This is a genomic window from Microbacterium sp. ProA8 (genome assembly GCF_039905635.1).
GTDB lineage: Bacteria > Actinomycetota > Actinomycetes > Actinomycetales > Microbacteriaceae > Microbacterium > Microbacterium chionoecetis.
Genome location: NZ_CP157000.1, coordinates 1728316 through 1744557, shown reverse-complemented (window position 1 = coordinate 1744557; position 16242 = coordinate 1728316). Strand labels below are relative to the sequence as shown.

Annotated in this window: 15 protein-coding genes and 1 tRNA gene; 5 read left to right on the top strand and 11 right to left on the bottom strand. The window is 69.9% G+C overall.

What is annotated here, in order from left to right:
- Nucleotides 1-64: 64 nt before the first annotated feature.
- The 4 genes from ABG085_RS07480 to ABG085_RS07465 are packed head-to-tail and all read right to left on the bottom strand — an operon-like array spanning nt 65 to nt 6112.
- Nucleotides 65-862 carry an SDR family NAD(P)-dependent oxidoreductase gene (locus ABG085_RS07480; RefSeq protein WP_347978766.1) on the bottom strand — a complete coding sequence of 266 codons (798 nt, stop codon included), beginning with the start codon at nt 860-862 and terminating at the stop codon, nt 65-67.
- Between the two features lie 3 nt (nt 863-865).
- Complete coding sequence (locus ABG085_RS07475; protein WP_347978765.1) at nt 866-2095, bottom strand: family 1 glycosylhydrolase; 1230 nt, start codon at nt 2093-2095, stop codon at nt 866-868.
- Nucleotides 2096-2132: 37 nt separating this feature from the next.
- Nucleotides 2133-4790: a family 78 glycoside hydrolase catalytic domain gene (locus ABG085_RS07470; protein ID WP_347978764.1), complete on the bottom strand. Its 2658-nt coding sequence runs from the start codon at nt 4788-4790 to the stop codon at nt 2133-2135.
- Between the two features lie 26 nt (nt 4791-4816).
- Nucleotides 4817-6112: an MFS transporter gene (locus tag ABG085_RS07465; protein ID WP_347978763.1), complete on the bottom strand. Its 1296-nt coding sequence runs from the start codon at nt 6110-6112 to the stop codon at nt 4817-4819.
- Nucleotides 6113-6274: 162 nt separating this feature from the next.
- On the opposite strand from ABG085_RS07465, the gene ABG085_RS07460 reads away from it, so the two are divergent.
- On the top strand, nt 6275-6919 hold the full coding sequence (locus ABG085_RS07460) for a TetR/AcrR family transcriptional regulator (protein WP_347979140.1): 645 nt from the start codon (nt 6275-6277) through the stop codon (nt 6917-6919).
- Between the two features lie 303 nt (nt 6920-7222).
- Here ABG085_RS07460 and ABG085_RS07455 read toward each other — a convergent pair.
- Nucleotides 7223-7296 (bottom strand) — tRNA-Pro (locus ABG085_RS07455).
- Nucleotides 7297-7423: 127 nt separating this feature from the next.
- Between ABG085_RS07455 and ABG085_RS07450 the strand changes: the two genes are divergently transcribed.
- The 3 genes from ABG085_RS07450 to ABG085_RS07440 all read left to right on the top strand — a co-directional run bounded on the left by ABG085_RS07450 (nt 7424) and on the right by ABG085_RS07440 (nt 9133).
- Nucleotides 7424-8011 (top strand): GNAT family N-acetyltransferase, encoded by a 588-nt coding sequence (locus ABG085_RS07450; RefSeq protein WP_347978762.1) that lies wholly within the window; start codon nt 7424-7426, stop codon nt 8009-8011.
- A 73-nt stretch (nt 8012-8084) separates the two neighbouring features.
- Nucleotides 8085-8759: a lysoplasmalogenase gene (locus ABG085_RS07445; protein ID WP_347978761.1), complete on the top strand. Its 675-nt coding sequence runs from the start codon at nt 8085-8087 to the stop codon at nt 8757-8759.
- Nucleotides 8756-9133: a S4 domain-containing protein gene (locus ABG085_RS07440; protein ID WP_347978760.1), complete on the top strand. Its 378-nt coding sequence runs from the start codon at nt 8756-8758 to the stop codon at nt 9131-9133. The genes ABG085_RS07445 and ABG085_RS07440 overlap by 4 nt, the downstream gene beginning before the upstream one ends.
- Here the strand turns inward: ABG085_RS07440 and ABG085_RS07435 are convergent.
- The 3 genes from ABG085_RS07435 to ABG085_RS07425 form a co-directional block, all read right to left on the bottom strand.
- Complete coding sequence (locus tag ABG085_RS07435; protein WP_347978759.1) at nt 9051-9455, bottom strand: hypothetical protein; 405 nt, start codon at nt 9453-9455, stop codon at nt 9051-9053. The two genes, ABG085_RS07440 and ABG085_RS07435, sit on opposite strands and share 83 nt — an antisense overlap.
- Before the next feature lie 111 nt (nt 9456-9566).
- Nucleotides 9567-11189 (bottom strand): LuxR C-terminal-related transcriptional regulator, encoded by a 1623-nt coding sequence (locus ABG085_RS07430; protein WP_347978758.1) that lies wholly within the window; start codon nt 11187-11189, stop codon nt 9567-9569.
- A gap of 145 nt (nt 11190-11334) precedes the next feature.
- Nucleotides 11335-12237 (bottom strand): NUDIX hydrolase, encoded by a 903-nt coding sequence (locus ABG085_RS07425; RefSeq protein ID WP_347978757.1) that lies wholly within the window; start codon nt 12235-12237, stop codon nt 11335-11337.
- Nucleotides 12238-12338: 101 nt separating this feature from the next.
- Here ABG085_RS07425 and ABG085_RS07420 point away from each other — a divergent pair, with 101 nt between their 5' ends.
- Complete coding sequence (locus ABG085_RS07420; RefSeq protein ID WP_347978756.1) at nt 12339-12764, top strand: GNAT family N-acetyltransferase; 426 nt, start codon at nt 12339-12341, stop codon at nt 12762-12764.
- Nucleotides 12765-12780: 16 nt separating this feature from the next.
- On the opposite strand, the gene der is transcribed toward ABG085_RS07420, so the two are convergent.
- From der to ABG085_RS07405, 3 genes are read right to left on the bottom strand one after another with little or no spacing between them, the layout of a single operon-like run.
- Nucleotides 12781-14322, bottom strand: coding sequence for a ribosome biogenesis GTPase Der (gene der, locus ABG085_RS07415; protein ID WP_347978755.1), 1542 nt, complete (start codon nt 14320-14322; stop codon nt 12781-12783).
- Nucleotide 14323: 1 nt separating this feature from the next.
- Nucleotides 14324-15112, bottom strand: a complete 789-nt coding sequence (cmk, locus tag ABG085_RS07410; protein WP_347978754.1) for a (d)CMP kinase — start codon at nt 15110-15112, stop codon at nt 14324-14326.
- Nucleotides 15105-16184, bottom strand: a complete 1080-nt coding sequence (locus tag ABG085_RS07405; protein WP_347979139.1) for a prephenate dehydrogenase — start codon at nt 16182-16184, stop codon at nt 15105-15107. The genes cmk and ABG085_RS07405 overlap by 8 nt, the downstream gene beginning before the upstream one ends.
- Nucleotides 16185-16242: the final 58 nt, after the last annotated feature.

The following is a 16242-nucleotide window of genomic DNA, read 5'->3' as shown; positions in this document are numbered from 1 at the left end:
GCGGTGTGGTCTGAGGGCTCGAGGTCGGGCGCCCGGCGAGCCCTTCGTCGGGCGCCCGATGTCGTCAGTTGAGCAGAGCTCCCATCTGCTTGGCGATGAGCGTGGTGGCCCGCTTGGGGCTGAGGCGCGAGAGCTTGTCCATCGCCGCCGCGTCGCCCCCGATGGTCGCGCGGTACCTGCCCTTGATCACGGCGTCGACGATGACCGCCGCCGCAGCAGAAGGCGGGGTCGTCTTGTACGCGGGCGCGTCCTGCGACCCGTCCGACAGCGCAACGCCCGAGTTCGCGGCGATATCTGTGCCGATCGCGCCCGGGAAGATCACCGTCACCGCGACGGACGTGTCGAGAAGCTCGGCGTAGAGCGCCTCGGTGAGCACCTTGACGGCCGCCTTGGAGGCGCCGTAGACGGCCTGGCCGGGGACCGGTGCGTAGGCGCCCATGCTGGCGACATTCACGAGAGCGGCTTCAGGACGCGAGGTCAGAACGGGCAGGAACGCCTTGACCATGTTCATGGTCCCCCAGAAGTTCACGTTCATGACCTTCTCGATCTCCGAGTAGGGCAGATCGGCGACCTTCACGAACTTCTGGATCACCCCGGCGACATTGATCACGGCGTCGGCGGGGCCCTGGGAAGCCTCGACCTGCGCAGGCAGTGCCTCCACGGCGTCCCGGTCAGTGATGTTCACGACATGCGCCGTGAACCGGGAACCGGCATCGGCGAGCTCTGCGGTCTTCTGAAGTCCGGCTTCATTGAGGTCGACGCCTGCGACCGAAGCGCCGGCGGCGAGGAGTTGAAGCGTCACCTCGCGGCCGATGCCGTTACCGGCGCCGGTGACGACGAACGTCTTGCCCGAGATCTTCATCGGTCAGCCCTCCCGCGACAGCGCGTTGCGCTGCGCCACCTCGCCGAGCCAGCCGAGACTGGGCTTCGCTGTGCGTGCGAACGTGTCACGGTCGACGGCGATGAGACCGAAGGTCGGCTCCCAGTGGCCCCACTCGAAGTTGTCGAGCAGTGACCAGTGCAGGTACCCGCGGACATCGATGCCGTCGGCGATCGTGCCGAGCAGGCCCTGGAGCGCCTCGTCGGTGTAGCGGATGCGCTGGGTGTCGTCAGCCGTGGCGATGCCGTTCTCGGTGATCAGAATCGGCGTGTGCTCGCTGACCTCCCATGCGTGGCGCACGGCCATCGCAAGCGAGTCGGGACGGAAGGCCGTGCCGACGAGGGTGTTGTCAGGGTGCGGCGGGTGAGGGACCAGCCCGTTGGCGTCGACCTGCTGCGAGCTGTAGGCCTGCACGCCGACGAAGTCGTCGCCGCGGCTGCCCTCCCAGTACACGTCCTCCTTGCCGTAGCGGATCTGGAGAAGCTTTTCCTCCCCGCCCGGGGCTGCGGTGAGGGCGCCGGCGGCGATGGTCCAGCCGACCTTCGCACCCGTGCGGTCGCGGACGATCGCACGGGCGGCGTGGTGGATGCGCGTAAACAGACGGCCGATCTCGGGGTCGGCGTAGGTGAGGAACTCGCTGTGAGTCTGCTTCTTCTCCTGGTCACCCTCAGCCTCGACGGTCGGGCTCGTCCACTCGCCGCCGGAGGCCGCGAGGTGGCGCATCGCGGTCATGATGGCGGCCTGCATGTTGGGCTCGTTCATCGTGACGACCCACTCAACCCCGTCGAGGATGGTGCAGGCCTGCTCGACGAACGCGCAGAAGAGCTCCTGCGCCTCGGGGCCGTCCCACCCACCGAGGGCTGCGAACCACTGCGGGGTGGTGAAGTGCTGCAGCGTGACGACCGGGGTCACACCCCGCTCGAGGCAGAAGTCGATCATGCGGCGGTAGTGGGCGAGCTCGGCTTTCGAGAAGTGCCCGCGCACCGGCTCGATGCGCGACCATTCGAGGCTGAACCGGTACGAGGTGAGACCGGCATCGGCGAGCAATTGGATGTCTTCGCGGTAGCGGTGGTAGCTGTCGACGGCGTCGCCCGACAGCTCCATGCCCGGCATCATCTGCTCGCGCGCCCACCAGTCGCTGTTCACATTGTTGCCCTCGATCTGGTGGCCGGCGGTAGCCGCACCCCAGAGGAAGCCGTCGGGGAAGCTGGTCATGTCGTTCTCTCTTTCGCGTCGATGCGTCGGATGCGCGTCACCGGGCGGCGACGGCGAGGGTGGATGCCGGTAGTGCGATGATCTGGTCGAAACGGCCCGGACCCGCGGCGTGGACGGTGCCGTCGGGGAAGACGATGCGCGCGGTGGTGCCGGCGGGGATGTCAGCGGCGATGCGGATGCTGTCGCCCTCGATGCGCCACTCGACGGCGATCTCGCCCTGCGGGCCGTTATGCGCTCCCCGCGCCCAGGTCATGCCGGGCGCAGGCAGCGGAGCGATCGTGACTTTCTCCCACGCGATCGAGTCGGCATCCTGCCGGAGCCCGAGCGTGTGGGTGTGAAGGAACCGGATCACCGCGCCCTTGCTGTAGTGGTTTAGCGACTCGTGGGCATCGCCGTTCTCGTCGATCCCCTCCCAGTCCTCCCAGATCGTTGTCGCACCGCGGTCGACCATGTACATCCATGAAGGCGCAGTGCGCTGGGCGAGCAGTGCGTATGCGACGTCGGCGCGGCCGCCGTCTGCGAGCACAGGGAGCAGGTCGGCCGTCGCGAGGAAGCCGGTGGCCAGGTGCGTGTCGCTCGCCTCGATCAGCTCGACGAGCCGGCCGAGCGCGGCGGCGCGAAGGTCGGCGGGCACGAGTCCGAACGCGAGCGCACGCACGTATGCGGCCTGAGTGTCAGTCACCGTGGTGCCGTCGCTATTCAGGTACGCCTGGCGCCAGGCGTCGGCGACCCGTTCGGCGGTCTCGGCGTAGCGCGCAGCATGCGTCTCCAGTCCGATGATCTCGGCGATCCGGGCGAGCATCGCAGTCGAGCGGTGCAGGTATGCCGTGCCGACCTCTCCCTTGTCCGCCATGAACCAGGCCATCGGGTTGTGTTTGATGGGGTCGATGCGGTTGCCCTCGGCATCCCGCTCCCGGGGCTCGGTCCATTCACCCCAGTGGAACGTGCCGTCCCACAGATACTGCTCGAACGGCTCGGGTTCGGGAGAGGCCTGCACGCGGGCGTGGTGTCGCGTGGTGCGCGCCTTCTCGAGCGCCCACTCCACCCAGCGCACCATGGCGTCGTAGTTCTCCTCGAGCACCGCGCGGTCGCCGTACGTCAGGTACATCTCCCACGGCACGGCGACGATCGCATCGCCCCACCCCGAAGACCCCGTCATCATGGCGAACTGGTCGTCGAGGTGGTGCTTGATCCGGCGTCCGTCGGGCGAGAAGTTCGCGATGCGTCCGTCGTCGAGCTGGTCGTCTCGCACCGACTGCAGCCACTTGCGGGTGAATCCGAGCACGTCGTACAGGCGCGTCGCCGTCGGCGCGAACACCTGGTAGTCGCCGGTCCACGCGAGACGCTCGCGCGTCGGGCAGTCGGTGGGCACGTCGACGGCGTTGCCGCGGAAGCTCCACTCGGCGATCTCGTGCAGACGGTTGAGGTGCTCGTCGCTGCTCTCGAACGAGCCCGTTCGCTTCAGGTCGCTGTGCAAGATCTGCATGGTCACGGATGCCGCGTCCAGCGGTGCGCCCGTGCGTGTGATGCGGGCGTACTGGAAGCCGTGCACCGTGTGGCGCGGCTCGAACACCTCACCTGGAGCGCCCGCCACGACCTCGTCGCGCTGAACGAAGGCCATGCGGCCCTCTGGTCGCTCGGAGTCGAGGTGGGTCGTCGACAGGTCGCCCGAGGCATCCACGTACTCGCCGTACTCGATCACCGTGCGCGTGCCCGGAGCACCGAGATCGGTGAGCCGCACCCAGCCGGAGGCGTTCTGGCCGAAGTCCACGACGGTGACGCCCTCGGCGACCTGGGCGACAGCGACGGGGGCGCGCGATTCGAGCACGCGCACGGGCGGAGCCGGCGACCAGGCTATCGCCGGCGCGTCGACGACGGCACCGACGCGTGCCGCGGTCGGAGTGCCGGGCGCCGCGGTGAAGTCGACAGTCTGACCTGCCATGAGGTCCGCACGGGTCGTAGTCGTCGGCGCGCTCGTCCAGCTGCCGTCGGTGACGATCACCTGCGTCACGCCGTCGGCGAGCCGCACATGCAGCTCCGCCCGCACACCGAGCGTGGTTCCCCAGCCGGCGGGCAGCCGGAAGGCGCCGACCTGGCCGCGGTACCAGCCGTCCGACAGTTCGATCTCGAGTCGATTCGCCCCGACCTCGAGGAGTGCGGTGACGTCGTGCGCCTGGGCGTAGAGCGTCCGGTCGTACGACGTCGACCCGGGCGCGAGCTCGTCGCCGCCCACGCGGGATCCGTTCGCCGTCGCGGTGTAGACGCCGAGCGCTGTCGCGTACAGACGCGCCGACTCGATCCTCGAAGGGAGGGCGAACGTCCCCGCGAGCACGTGCGTGGGACGCTCGCCGTATCCGGGGTCAGCCGCTTCGACCGGCGAGATCCACTCGGCCGTCCAATCGGCGTCGAGAAGACCCACCTCGAACACGGCACGCTTCGACCATGCACCATCCGCGACAGCTCGCCTTACTCGCCACGTCACGCGGGCGCCGCTGCGCAGCGGCTCGAACGGCCACTCCACAAAACGGTGACCGGTGATCTCGGCGGTGACCGGGGCGCCACCGTCGATCGATGCCTCGATGACGTGACTGTCCGAGCCGGCGCTCACGAACGACAGACGGGGGCGATCGCCGGTGACGACGAACTCATCGCCGCCACTGTCGACCGACAGGGCAGAGGGGGCGTTGCGCGACATGAGGGTGCTTCCTCCGACGGGGTGGATCAGCGGACAGACTTGACCTTGAGCAGGATGATGAGTCCGCCGATCAGGGCGAAGACGGCACCGGTCAGGTAGAGAAGTGTGTAGTTCTTCACATCACCCACCGCGCCGATCGTGATCACGACTCCCGCGATGAGCGGGGCGACGGCGCTGGGGATCTTCTGCGCGAACTGGATCACCGCCATGTAGCGGCCCGCCTGATCGCGGTCGGGAATGATCGCGTAGACGATCGCCTGGTCGACGGTCGCGAACACCGCGATGGCCAACTGCATCAGGACGGCACCGATGATGATCTGCGGCAGCGACCACGCGGTCGCCTCGGCGACGGCACCGACCACGAACAGCAGCGCGGCGATCATGACGAACAGGCGACGGCGCTGGAGCTTGTCGGAGAGGAAGCCGCCGACGAGGGCGCCCGTGGCAGCGGCGAGGACGCCGATCATGCCGACGGTGGCGACGATTCCCGCCACCTCGCGCACGGGCAGGTCGAGGCGCTGTGCGTAGAAGAAGGTGCCGAACGTCGTGTTGAAGTACAGACCGACGAAGAACACGAAGCGGCCGAGCCAGTTCCAGGCGAAGTCGGGGTACTTGCGCACATTGAAGCCGTAACTGGTCACGACAGACTTCACGGTGACGTGGTCCGCGTCGGGAAGGTCCTTCGAACTGCCCTCGGGCTTGATGAGAGGGAACAGGGCGAGCAGCAGTGCGCCGATGACACCGGGGACGACGAAGATCAGCAGGGTGCTGGAGGACACCGCGTAGGCGACACCGATGCCGAGCACGGGAGCTATCTGGGTCATCAGCCCGGTGAGCGCAGAGACCTTTCCGCGCTGGGCCTCGGGAAGCTTGTCAGCCTGCAGGGTCTGGAGCGCGGCGCCCGCGATCGACCAGCCGGTCATTCCGAGGACCCAGCCGGCGCCGACGATCAAGAGGCTCGGCGCGAGGCCGATCACCACGAGGCCCACAAGGCCGATCGCCGTGCCGAGATAGAGGAACGGGGTGCGCCGCCCGAACCGCGAGCGGGTGCGGTCGCTCCAGATCCCGATGAGCGGGCTGATGACGAGGTAGACAAGCTGCGCCGAGCCCGTGATGTAGCCCAGCACCTCTTCGTGGCCCGGGGCGAGCTCGGTGATGCGCACCGCGATGCCGTACGACAGCGGGACCATCATCGCCATGGAGGCGCCGAAGCTGGCGAGCATCAGCCAGAGGATGTAGCTCCGGCTCATCGATTGTTGGGGCTCGGATCCGGGTCCGCCGGGAGCAGTCGCCTCGTCCCGCTCCGTGAGGTTGTTGGTCACCGTGACTCCTTCATCGTGTGATCCGATCCCGCTGCCGCGCGTGATCGCGGGCAAGCCAGGGTTCGCCAAATGTAACCGCCATGGTTATCTTTCCTGAAGAGTAACCATCCCGGTTACAATTAGCAAGCCGACCGTTGGGATGGAACACTCGGGAGGGTGGAGATGAACGGCATGGATGCCTCGGCGACGGCGCCCGCGAGCGAACAGCCTCGCAGGCGAGGCCCATACGCGACGACCCCTGCGCGGCGAGCGCAGATCGTGCGCGCGGCCCTCGCGAGCATCGCCGAGCACGGCTACGAGCGAGCCTCGCTCCGCGACATCGCCGCTCGCGCCGACGTCACGCATGCCGCACTGCTGCGCCACTTCGCTGACAAGGGCGAACTCCTCGTCGCGGCACTCGCCCAGCGCGACGCCGACGACGAGGAGTTCGCACGACGCATCATGGAATCGCGCGTCCCCGCCGAGCAGGTGCTGTCCGCCGTTCTGAGGAACGAGTTCTCCCACCCCGAGCAGGGGCGCAACTGGCTGGCGATCACCGTCGCAGCGACCAATCCCGAGCATCCCGCCCACGACTTCTTCGTCGCGCGGCGCGAGCGGATGCGGTTACACCTGTCGAGCCGACGCTTCGGCACGGACGAGGACGGCGAGGAACTCAGCGCCGACGACAAGGTCACGATGCTGGCGGCGATGATCGACGGCCTCCGCATCCAGGCACTGATGGATCCCGATCAGGACGTGCTGCCGCTGCTCGAGGTCTTCATGCGATTGATCGCAACACCGAGCGTTGATCAGGAGCCACCTGTGTGACGCCATTTCGGACGTCTCAGAATCGTGTCGGCGGCATCACCTCGCAGATGCCCACGTCATTCACGGCGAGCGCCTGTTCGCATCCCTCCGGGAAGCACGGACTCTCCCCACCTCGCATCGCGACGTGGAACGCCGGGCTTCCGCTGCTCCACCTTCTCCCCCGGAATCGCGGAAGCGAGGCACTCCAAGGGCCGCAACACCACGGGTTGCTTAGATTCACATGCAGTGCAACCAGCAACACTCTCAGGAATGAGAAATCCCCGGTGAGATTTTTGCTATCTCACCGGGGATTTTTTTGAACTGTCGGGATGACAGGATTTGAACCTGCGACCCCTTGACCCCCAGTCAAGTGCGCTACCAAGCTGCGCCACATCCCGTTGGCCCCGCTGACGCGTGGACAACTCCCCCATCCTACCCGCTCAGCGGTGGCGTCGCGAACCGGCGTGCGCCCGGGCGTGGCATCCGTCCTTTGCCGGTGTCTGCGGGAGCCAGTAGCGTCGCGGCATGACCACCATCACCATCGAACCGGCCACTGCAGATCGCTTCGACGACGCGCAGCACGCCCTCAGCGGCGGCGGCGACGGGTACGGCTGCCAATGCCAGTGGTGGATGATGCCGAACAGCGAGTGGCAGAAGACGTCGAGAGAGCAGCGGGAGGGCATGCTCCGCGACGAGATGGACGCGACCCCCTTCCCCGCACTCATCGCCTACGTCGACGGCGAGGCGGCCGGCTGGGTGAGGGTCGGCCCGCGCACCCGACAGATTCGTCTCGCGCGGACGCGTGACTACGCGGCGAACTCGGAAGAGCCGTGGGACGACGAGTCGGTCTGGACGGTGAGCTGCTTCGTCGTCCGCAAAGAGCAGCGCAAGCAGGGCCTCAATGCGCGCCTGCTCGACGCCGCGATCGAGTACGCCCGCGCGAGCGGGGCACGTGTGATCGAGGCATACCCGCTCGACCCGGACGCGGGCAGGAAGATCCCCGCGAACGACCTCTATCACGGCGTGCTGTCGACGTTCCAGGAGGCCGGGTTCCGCGAAGTGGCACGACCCAAGCCCCACGTCGCGATCGTCGCACTCGATCTCGCGGCCTGAGCGACGCCGACGCCGTCAGGGCGTGCGGCAGCCTCGTGCGACGATGGTGTCTGCCGGCGTTTCGAGGAGGATCATGCATCGGCTGTGGATCGGCTTCGTGCCGTACATCGTGGTGTCGATCGTCCACGTGTCGGCGCTCGCCGCCGACTCCCCGGCCATCGCCGCGCCGACCAAGCTCGCACTCATGCCGCTGCTGCTCCTCGCCGTCGCCTGGGGCGCGCGAGGGACAGGATGGACGGCGTCGCACACGCTCCTCGTCGCGGCGATCATGCTCTCCTGGCTCGGCGACGGCGCCGGGGTCTTCGTGCCGTGGCTGCCCACCGTGCCCATGATGCTGCTCTTCTTCGGATTCGCGCACCTCTGCTACATCTGGTTGTTCTGGCGGAGGCTCGCCGCCCGTCGGGTACCCCCGTGGGCGGCGGTCTACGGCGTCTGGTGGATCGCGCTGCTCGCCGTGCTGTGGCCGCACCTCGGCGGGCTCGCCGTCGCCGTCGCCGCATACGGACTGGTGCTCGGCGGCACGGCGGTCGCGGCATCCCGCTGCCATCCGCTCGTCGTCTGGGGCAGCGTGTTCTTCCTGGCGTCCGACTCCGTGCTCGCGTTCCGGCTCTTCCTGCCAGAGGCCATGCCGGGCTGGACGAGCCCGCTCGTCATGCTCACGTACTGCCTCGGCCAGGGACTCATCGCCGCGGGCGTGCTGGTCAGCGTTCGCGCACGGCACGCGGCCGTGACGCCGGTGACGGCATGACCGATGCGGCGCCCGCGGGCAAGGCCGTGCGGGTGGATGCCTGGCTCTGGGCGGTGCGGATCTACAAGACCCGCTCGGCGGCAACGACCGCCTGCCGCGCGGGGCACGTGCGGGTCGGCGGCGAGCGCGCGAAGGCGGCGCAGCCGGTGCGGATCGGAGACGAGATCCGCGTGCGCATCGACGGGTTCGACCGGATGCTCGTCGTGAAGCAGCCGATCTCGAAGCGCGTCGGCGCCCCGCTCGTCGCCACCGCCATGGAGGACCGCACACCCCCGCGCGACCCGACGCCGATCATGGCGCAGCGCGATCGCGGCGCCGGGCGTCCGACGAAGCGCGAACGGCGCGAGATCGACCGCCTCCGGGGACGCGAGTGAGCCGCTCCACACCCTCCGTGACGGAAATCACCGATACGCCACTCGACGCCTCGCTCCTTCCGGCGGCGCGGCGCTGCACGAGGCACAGCACCAGCATGATGGCGCACGAGACGACGTAGAACGTGTGCAGCGCCCAGATCGGACCGAGCGGCAGGCTGAAGACGTAGAGCGAGTAGACGACGTTCGCGGCGTTGATCATCGCGATGCTCGCCAGGCTGTACGACGAGACGTCGCCTGTGCGCAGGGCCTTGCGGAGCATGGGCAGGTTGCTGACTGCGAACACGACGGTCGAGACCGTGCCTGCGATCAGCGGGATGTCCATAGCGCCACGATAGGTGCAGGGGTCCGCGCGCCGCGTCGGGCGAAGAGCCCATCTTCGCCGGGTGCGGCGCATGGGTCATTGTGTGTAGATCCGCTGCCGGGGCCCGACCGGTCAGACCAGCCCGTTCTCGTACGCGTAGGCGGTCGCGGCGGCGCGGCTGGAGATGCCGAGCTTGCCGAAGATGTTGGCCAGGTGCCGTGCGACCGTCTTCTCGCTCAGCGACAGCTTCGCGCCGATGCCCCGGTTCGTGAGGCCCGTGGACACGAGGCGGAGCACCTCGAGCTCCCGCGGGGTAAGGGCGCCCGCGCGGCGATCACCCATCAGCGCGGCCAGGTCCGCGAGAGCGGGTTCCGCACCGAGCTCGACGAACACCGCGCGTGCCGCCTCGAGATCCGCTCTTGCGTCCTCGGCCTCTCCCAGCGCGCGAAGCGCACGCCCCGCCAGCACTCGGCTGCGGGCTGCCTCGTACGGCGCGCCGACCACCTTCCACGCGTGCGCGGCGGCTCGTGCCGCCTCGAGCGCGTCCGCTGCGCGGCCGTCCGCGAGCAGCACCCTCGCGTCCGCCGTGTCGACGGTGGCGTCGAGCATCGGGGTAGCCGTGCCAGGTGTCGCATGCCGAAGCTCCTCCACCGCGCGACGCGCGGATACGGGATCACCCGCTGCGACCTCGATCTCGACGAGCGCGGGCAGCAGGGACCGTCGGGTGACGGGGTCGGCGCCGGCCACGCTCCGACGGATCTCCTCCTGCGCCCTCGCCGTGCGCCCGAGTGCGAGGTGCAGAAGGGCGACGCCGGGCTGCGCTTCCCATCCGGACTCGGCTGCGCGGCGGTACGACTCCTCGGCGGAGTGGAAGGCGCCGCGCAGCCGAGCGAGCTCCGCCGCCTGGTAGGGCGCGCCCCAGATCGCGCGGTAGTCCCCTGCTCGGAAGCGCGCCAGGGCGAAGTCGACGGCCGTCGACGCCTCCGCCCACTCACCCCGCACCAGGAACAGCGCCGCCTCGAGCGCCTGGCACTGGCCGCTGAAGGCGATCAGCTGCGGCTGCTCGCCGCACCACCGGTCGAGCACAGCCGTCCACGATTCCGCGCGCTCCACGTCGAAGGCGAGCAGGGCGTCCGAGATGGAGGCACAGGCGATCACCCCGCTCGGCAGCGGCGGGACGTCGCCAGCTGCGACGGCACCCATCGCCAGGTCCAGGCATGCGAAGCCGTCGACCGAGGACCCCGCTTCGATCAGAGACTTGCCGAGACCGAGCCTCGTGAACGCCGCAAGCTCCCGGTCGTCCGCGCGCTCGGCGACATCGAGGATCTCCTCGAAGGAGCGGATCGCCTCGGCGGCGTTCCCACTGCCGAGCTGCCCGACAGCCGGCGCCAGCCGGACGAAGCCGGCCAGGGCGCCGGGCTCGGCCATCGCCCCCACGATCCGCATCGCGCGCGCGGCCCACATCACGCTGTTGGTGAAGTCGCCCTGCTCGATGAGGTCGAGCGCCAGCCACCCCGCCGAGCGCGCAGCGCCAGCAGTGTCCTCCAGACCCAGGTGCGCCGAGTAGGCCCGCGACAGCGCGTCGACGGCTGCTCGGGGCTCACCGCGGAGCAGTGCCGCCGTCGCGAGCACTTCCAGATCGGATGCCCCGAGCTGACCGCGCGCATCGACCCGCGCGAGCAGCTCCAGTGCGTCCGCCCAGCGGCGATCCGCCGCCGCCTTTCGACCGGCGTCCACGTCGCTGGAGATGATCATGTCGCTCCCCCGTCGGTCGTGTCGCGACCTCGGGCCGGCGCCCGCCGGATCCTGCGCGAAACGTACCGCCGCCGAGACGCCCGCCGCAAGGCGCGAGCCGCGTCGAGACCTTCCGTCCGGCGCGGATGGCGTGCCGACAGGTTCGTCAGGTCTCGAGCAGGTCGAGCAGCCAGCGCGCACCGCGGACGGCGGCTCCGGCATCCGTCGACCTCTGCGCAAGCTCGCGATCGCTCGTGACGACCGTCACGACACGTCCTCGCGCGACCGCCTGCTGTGCGGCGGCGACGATCGCGTCGTCACCGGATGCCTCGGCCCGCACCACGTCGACACCGTCACCGTCTGCGGCCGTTCGCGCCTGACCCTCGACGACCGCCGTCCATTCGGGGTACCACGTGTGCTCGGGCAGCTCGAGAACGGATGCCGGCACTCCGCGCACCGCAAGGTCCGCGATGCGCCCGATGAGACGCGACGCCGCCCCCGCACGGTCGTTCCACCAGCCGTCGGGGACCGACCCCATCACATTCGCGACGTCGACGATCACCGCCGGTCGCACGTCGAGCAGGCCTCGCAGCCCCTCCCAGGATGCTGCGAAGCCGGGGTGGAGCGGATACGCGTCGACGTCGCCGACCGGCACCCACGCCAGCTCTCGGCTCTCGGGATCGCTGATGACGGGCTCGAACGGCCGGATGACATCGCCGACGACCGTGGTGTAGCTCCAGTAGCCCAGGTCGAGCACACTCAGCACGCGCGCCTGCACCGCTGCGTCGGGAACACCTGCCTCCTCAGCGGCTTCGCGCAGGGCGCCGTCGCATGCGGACTCCCCCTCGTGGCGCGCTCCTCCGGGCAGTGCCCACGTGTCGCCGAAATGGCTCCACGACACGCGGTGCTGCAGCAGCACGCCGCGCTCGGCATCCACCGCGAGCAGGCCGGCGGCACCGAAGCGACCCCAGTACCGCTCCCCCGTGGGTGCGACCACCCAGGCGTCGCCCGAATCGCGCGGCCCGTGGGGGCGCCGGGGCTCTCCAGGAGCGGGGGGCTCGATCGTCACAGTGCCGGCCTTTCGTTCACCGCCAGCCTGTCATACCACCGAGCCACCGGCCGAGGACCGGACCGCCGGCCGTCACGCGATGACTCGCCACAATAGAGCCCATGGACTACGACGTCGACGACGAACCCTCGCGCATACAGCACGACGTCGTGTGGGCGTGGCTCTCGACCGAGGCCTACTGGGGACGCTGGCGCAGCCGTGCCGATGTCGAGACGCAGATCGACAATGCGTGGCGCGTCGTCGGCGCGTACCGCCGCGACACCGGCGAGCAGGTCGGTTTCGCCCGTGCCGTGTCGGACGGCGTCGCGTTCGCCTACCTCGCGGACGTCTTCGTGCTCGACGCGCACCGCGGGCACGGCCTCGGCAAGCGGCTGCTGCAGCTCATGATCGACGACGGTCCCGGCCGCGATCTGCGCTGGACGCTGTTCACCGGCGACGCGCACGGCCTGTACCGGCAGTTCGGCTTCGCCGAGCCGGACCAGACCGCCATGGTGCGGCCGGCGTTCGCCCACCGCACCGGCGGGTGACGGTGATGTCCCGCGATCAGCGCTGGCGGCGCTCGCGCACCCGCATGTTGATGACGATCGGCGTGCCCTCGAAGCCGTAGAGCTCGCGCAGGCGTCGCTGGATGAAGCGGCGGTAGCCCGGGTCGAGGAAGCCCGTCGTGAACAGCACGAAGGTCGGCGGGCGGGTCGAGGCCTGCGTGCCGAACAGGATGCGCGGCTGCTTTCCGCCCCGGAGCGGGTGCGGGTGTTCGGCGATGAGCTCGGACAGGAAGGCGTTGAACTTGCCCGTGGGGATGCGCTGATCCCACGACTCGAGCGCGGTCTCAAGCGCAGGCACGAGCTTGTCGAGGTGGCGGCCGGTGCGCGCGGAGATGTTCACGCGAGGCGCCCAGGCGACGTGCGCGAGGTCCTGCTCGATCTCGCGCTCGAGGTAGCGGCGGCGGTCCTGCCCGTCCATGTCGTCGTCGTTGAGGCGGTCCCACTTGTTGAACGCCAGCACGAGCGCGCGTCCCGACTCGAGCACGAGGTCGATGATGCGGACGTCCTGCTCGCTGAGCGGCTGCGTGACGTCGAGCACCACGACCGCGACCTCCGCCTTCTCAAGTGCGGCCGACGTGCGCAGCGAGGCGTAGAAGTCGGCGCCCTGCTGCAGGTGCACGCGGCGACGGATGCCGGCGGTGTCGACGAAGCGCCACAGCTTGCCGCCGACCTCGACGATCTCGTCGACGGGATCGCGGGTGGTGCCGGCGAGCTCGTTCACCACGACGCGCTCTTCGCCCGCGGCCTTGTTCAGCAGCGACGACTTGCCGACGTTGGGGCGCCCGAGGATCGCGACGCGACGCGGGCCGCCGATCTCGTGCTTGGCGACCGCCGACACATCGGGGAGCACCTTGACGATCTCGTCGAGCAGGTCGGCGACACCGCGACCGTGGATCGCCGAGACCGGGTACGGCTCGCCGAGGCCGAGGTTCCAGAGAGCGGCGGCTTCGGGCTCCTGGCGCGCGTCGTCGATCTTGTTGGCGACCAGGAAGACGGGCTTGCCGGCCTTGCGCAGCAGACGCACGACGTGCTCGTCGGTCGAGGTGGCGCCGACCATCGCGTCGACGACGAACATGACGACGTCCGACAGGTCGATGGCGACCTCGGCCTGCAGCGCCACGGAGCGGTCGATGCCCTTGGCGTCGGGCTCCCAGCCACCGGTGTCGACGATGGTGAACCGGCGGTCCATCCACTCCGCCTTGTACGTGACGCGGTCGCGGGTCACGCCGGGAGTGTCCTCGACGACCGCCTCGCGGCGGCCGAGGATGCGGTTCACCAGGGCGGACTTGCCGACGTTGGGCCGGCCGACGATCGCGACGACCGGGAGCGCCGGGAGGAACTCGATGCCGTCCTCGCCGCGCACGAGACCCTCGAGCAGCTCGGCGTCTTCCTCGTCGAGGTCGTAGTCCTCGAGGCCGGCGCGCAGAGCGGCGGCACGCTGGTCGGCGAGGTCGTCGTCGAGTGCGGCGAGGTTCTCGGCGAGCTGGTCGTCGCCGGTCTCTTCGAACTCGTCGAAATCGGTGGTGTTGTCAGCGGCCATCTCAGGCTCCTGTCTGCTGGGGGTCGACCGCGGGCGTGCTCCGGATCATCGGGGCGGACTCTGCCGCCCGGATCACGCCGAGCACGGCGTCCACGGTCTGGTCGAAATCAAGGGAGGTCGAGTCGACGACCTCGACGCCGGGCGCGGCGGTGAGGAAGTCGACGACGGCCGAGTCCGAGGCGTCCCGCTGGTGGAGCGCGGCGGCGACGGCTGCGGCATCCTGCGTCGTCACTTCGGCGCTGCGACGCGCCGCCCGCACCTCCGGTGCCGCCGTGAGGAGGATGCGCACGGGGGCGTCGGGGGCGACCACCGTCGTGATGTCGCGGCCTTCGACGACGACGCCGGGACGCCCGGAGGCGTCCACCAGCGAACGGAACAGCCGGTTCACCGATTCACGCACCGCGGGCACGCGCGCGACGCCGCTGACGGCATCCGAGACACGCGGCTCGCGAATGGCGTCCGTCACGTCGGCGGGGCCGACGCGCACCCAGTAGGCATCGGGATCGAGCGAGATCGCGTAGTCGAAAGCGCTCGCGACGTCGAGAACGGATGCCGCGTCCGACGTGTCGATACCGTGCTCGAGGGCGTGCCACGCCAGTGCCCGGTACGCGGCACCGGTGTCGAGGTAGCCGTAGCCGAGGTGACGTGCGACCTGCTTGGAGACGCTGGACTTGCCGCTGCCGGCCGGCCCGTCGATCGCGACGACGACCGGCCGGGGTGCGTCAGCCGGCCCGCTTCCGGTACCCGCGTCGCTCCCCGAACCTGCCGAGGGGGTCGAAGGGTCAGTCATTGGTGGTGCTCGCAATCTTCCAGCCGCGCGATTCGAGGCCGTCCACGGCGCGGCGGACCGCGCTCGGCACGACGCTGATCTCGGCGAGGCCGAACTGGGCGCCCGGCGAGTGCTCGAGGCGCAGGTCTTCGACGTTGACGCCGAGGTCGCCGAGCTCGCCGAAAAGACGACCCAGCTGGCCGGGGGTGTCGTCGACCATGACGACGACCTGCTCGAAGCGGCGGTTCTGTCCATGCTTGCCGGGCAGGCGCTCGACGCCGTCGTTGCCGCGGCGGATCGTGTCGGCGACGGCGCGACGAGAGCCGGGGGCGTCGGGCGCGCGCAGCGCGTCGGCGACGGCGGTGAGGTCGGCGGCCAGCAGGTCGAGGACGTCGACGACGGGCGCCGCGTTGGCGCCGAGGATCTGCACCCACAGTTCGGGGGCGGATGCCGCGATGCGGGTCGTGTCGCGCACGCCCTGGCCCGCGAGGCGCAGCGAGCCGTCGGGCGCGTCGACGAAGCGCCCGGCGAGCAGGCTCGCGACCAGCTGCGGGACGTGAGAGACGAGTGCGACCGCGCGGTCGTGGTCTTCGGGGGTCATCTCGAGCGGCGTCGCACCGAGATCGAGCGCGAGGCCCTCGACGAGGGCGAGGTCGGCCGACGGGGTCTCCTCGTCGCGGCACACCACCCACGGCCGCCCGACGAAGATGTCGGCGCGCGCCGAGATCGCTCCCCCGCGCTCGCGTCCGGCCAGCGGGTGCGAGCCGATGTAGTGCGTGAGGTCGACGCCGCGCTCGCGCAGCGTGTGGAGCGGCTCGAGCTTCACGCTCGCGACATCCGTGACGACCGCGCGCGGGTAGCGGGCGAGCTCGCGCTCGATGACGTCCGCCGTGACGTCCGGCGGCACTGCGACGACGACCAGCGACGGGTCGTCGGTGTCGGTGGCGTGACGACCGGCGCCGTAGTCCACGGCGAGGCGCAGCTGCGACGGCGAGGTGTCGTCGAGTGCGACGTCGACGCCGCGAGCGGTCAGCGCGTGACCGATGCTGGCCCCGAGGAGCCCTGCGCCGACGATCCGCACCGTGCCCCGCACGCGCGGGGCGAGCGCGGACTCACCGGCGCGCTCGCGCGCCGAGGTCGGCCTCGTGTCG

What these genes read in the sequence shown, in the direction of transcription:
- ABG085_RS07480 (WP_347978766.1), bottom strand. Translation starts at nt 862, where the DNA reads ATGAAGATCTCGGGCAAGACGTTCGTCGTCACCGGCGCCGGTAACGGC.
- ABG085_RS07475 (WP_347978765.1), bottom strand. Translation starts at nt 2,095, where the DNA reads ATGACCAGCTTCCCCGACGGCTTCCTCTGGGGTGCGGCTACCGCCGGC.
- ABG085_RS07470 (WP_347978764.1), bottom strand. Translation starts at nt 4,790, where the DNA reads ATGTCGCGCAACGCCCCCTCTGCCCTGTCGGTCGACAGTGGCGGCGAT.
- ABG085_RS07460 (WP_347979140.1), top strand. Translation starts at nt 6,275, where the DNA reads ATGAACGGCATGGATGCCTCGGCGACGGCGCCCGCGAGCGAACAGCCT.
- ABG085_RS07450 (WP_347978762.1), top strand. Translation starts at nt 7,424, where the DNA reads ATGACCACCATCACCATCGAACCGGCCACTGCAGATCGCTTCGACGAC.
- ABG085_RS07445 (WP_347978761.1), top strand. Translation starts at nt 8,085, where the DNA reads ATGCATCGGCTGTGGATCGGCTTCGTGCCGTACATCGTGGTGTCGATC.
- ABG085_RS07440 (WP_347978760.1), top strand. Translation starts at nt 8,756, where the DNA reads ATGACCGATGCGGCGCCCGCGGGCAAGGCCGTGCGGGTGGATGCCTGG.
- ABG085_RS07435 (WP_347978759.1), bottom strand. Translation starts at nt 9,455, where the DNA reads ATGGACATCCCGCTGATCGCAGGCACGGTCTCGACCGTCGTGTTCGCA.
- ABG085_RS07430 (WP_347978758.1), bottom strand. Translation starts at nt 11,189, where the DNA reads ATGATCATCTCCAGCGACGTGGACGCCGGTCGAAAGGCGGCGGCGGAT.
- ABG085_RS07420 (WP_347978756.1), top strand. Translation starts at nt 12,339, where the DNA reads ATGGACTACGACGTCGACGACGAACCCTCGCGCATACAGCACGACGTC.
- der (WP_347978755.1), bottom strand. Translation starts at nt 14,322, where the DNA reads ATGGCCGCTGACAACACCACCGATTTCGACGAGTTCGAAGAGACCGGC.
- cmk (WP_347978754.1), bottom strand. Translation starts at nt 15,112, where the DNA reads ATGACTGACCCTTCGACCCCCTCGGCAGGTTCGGGGAGCGACGCGGGT.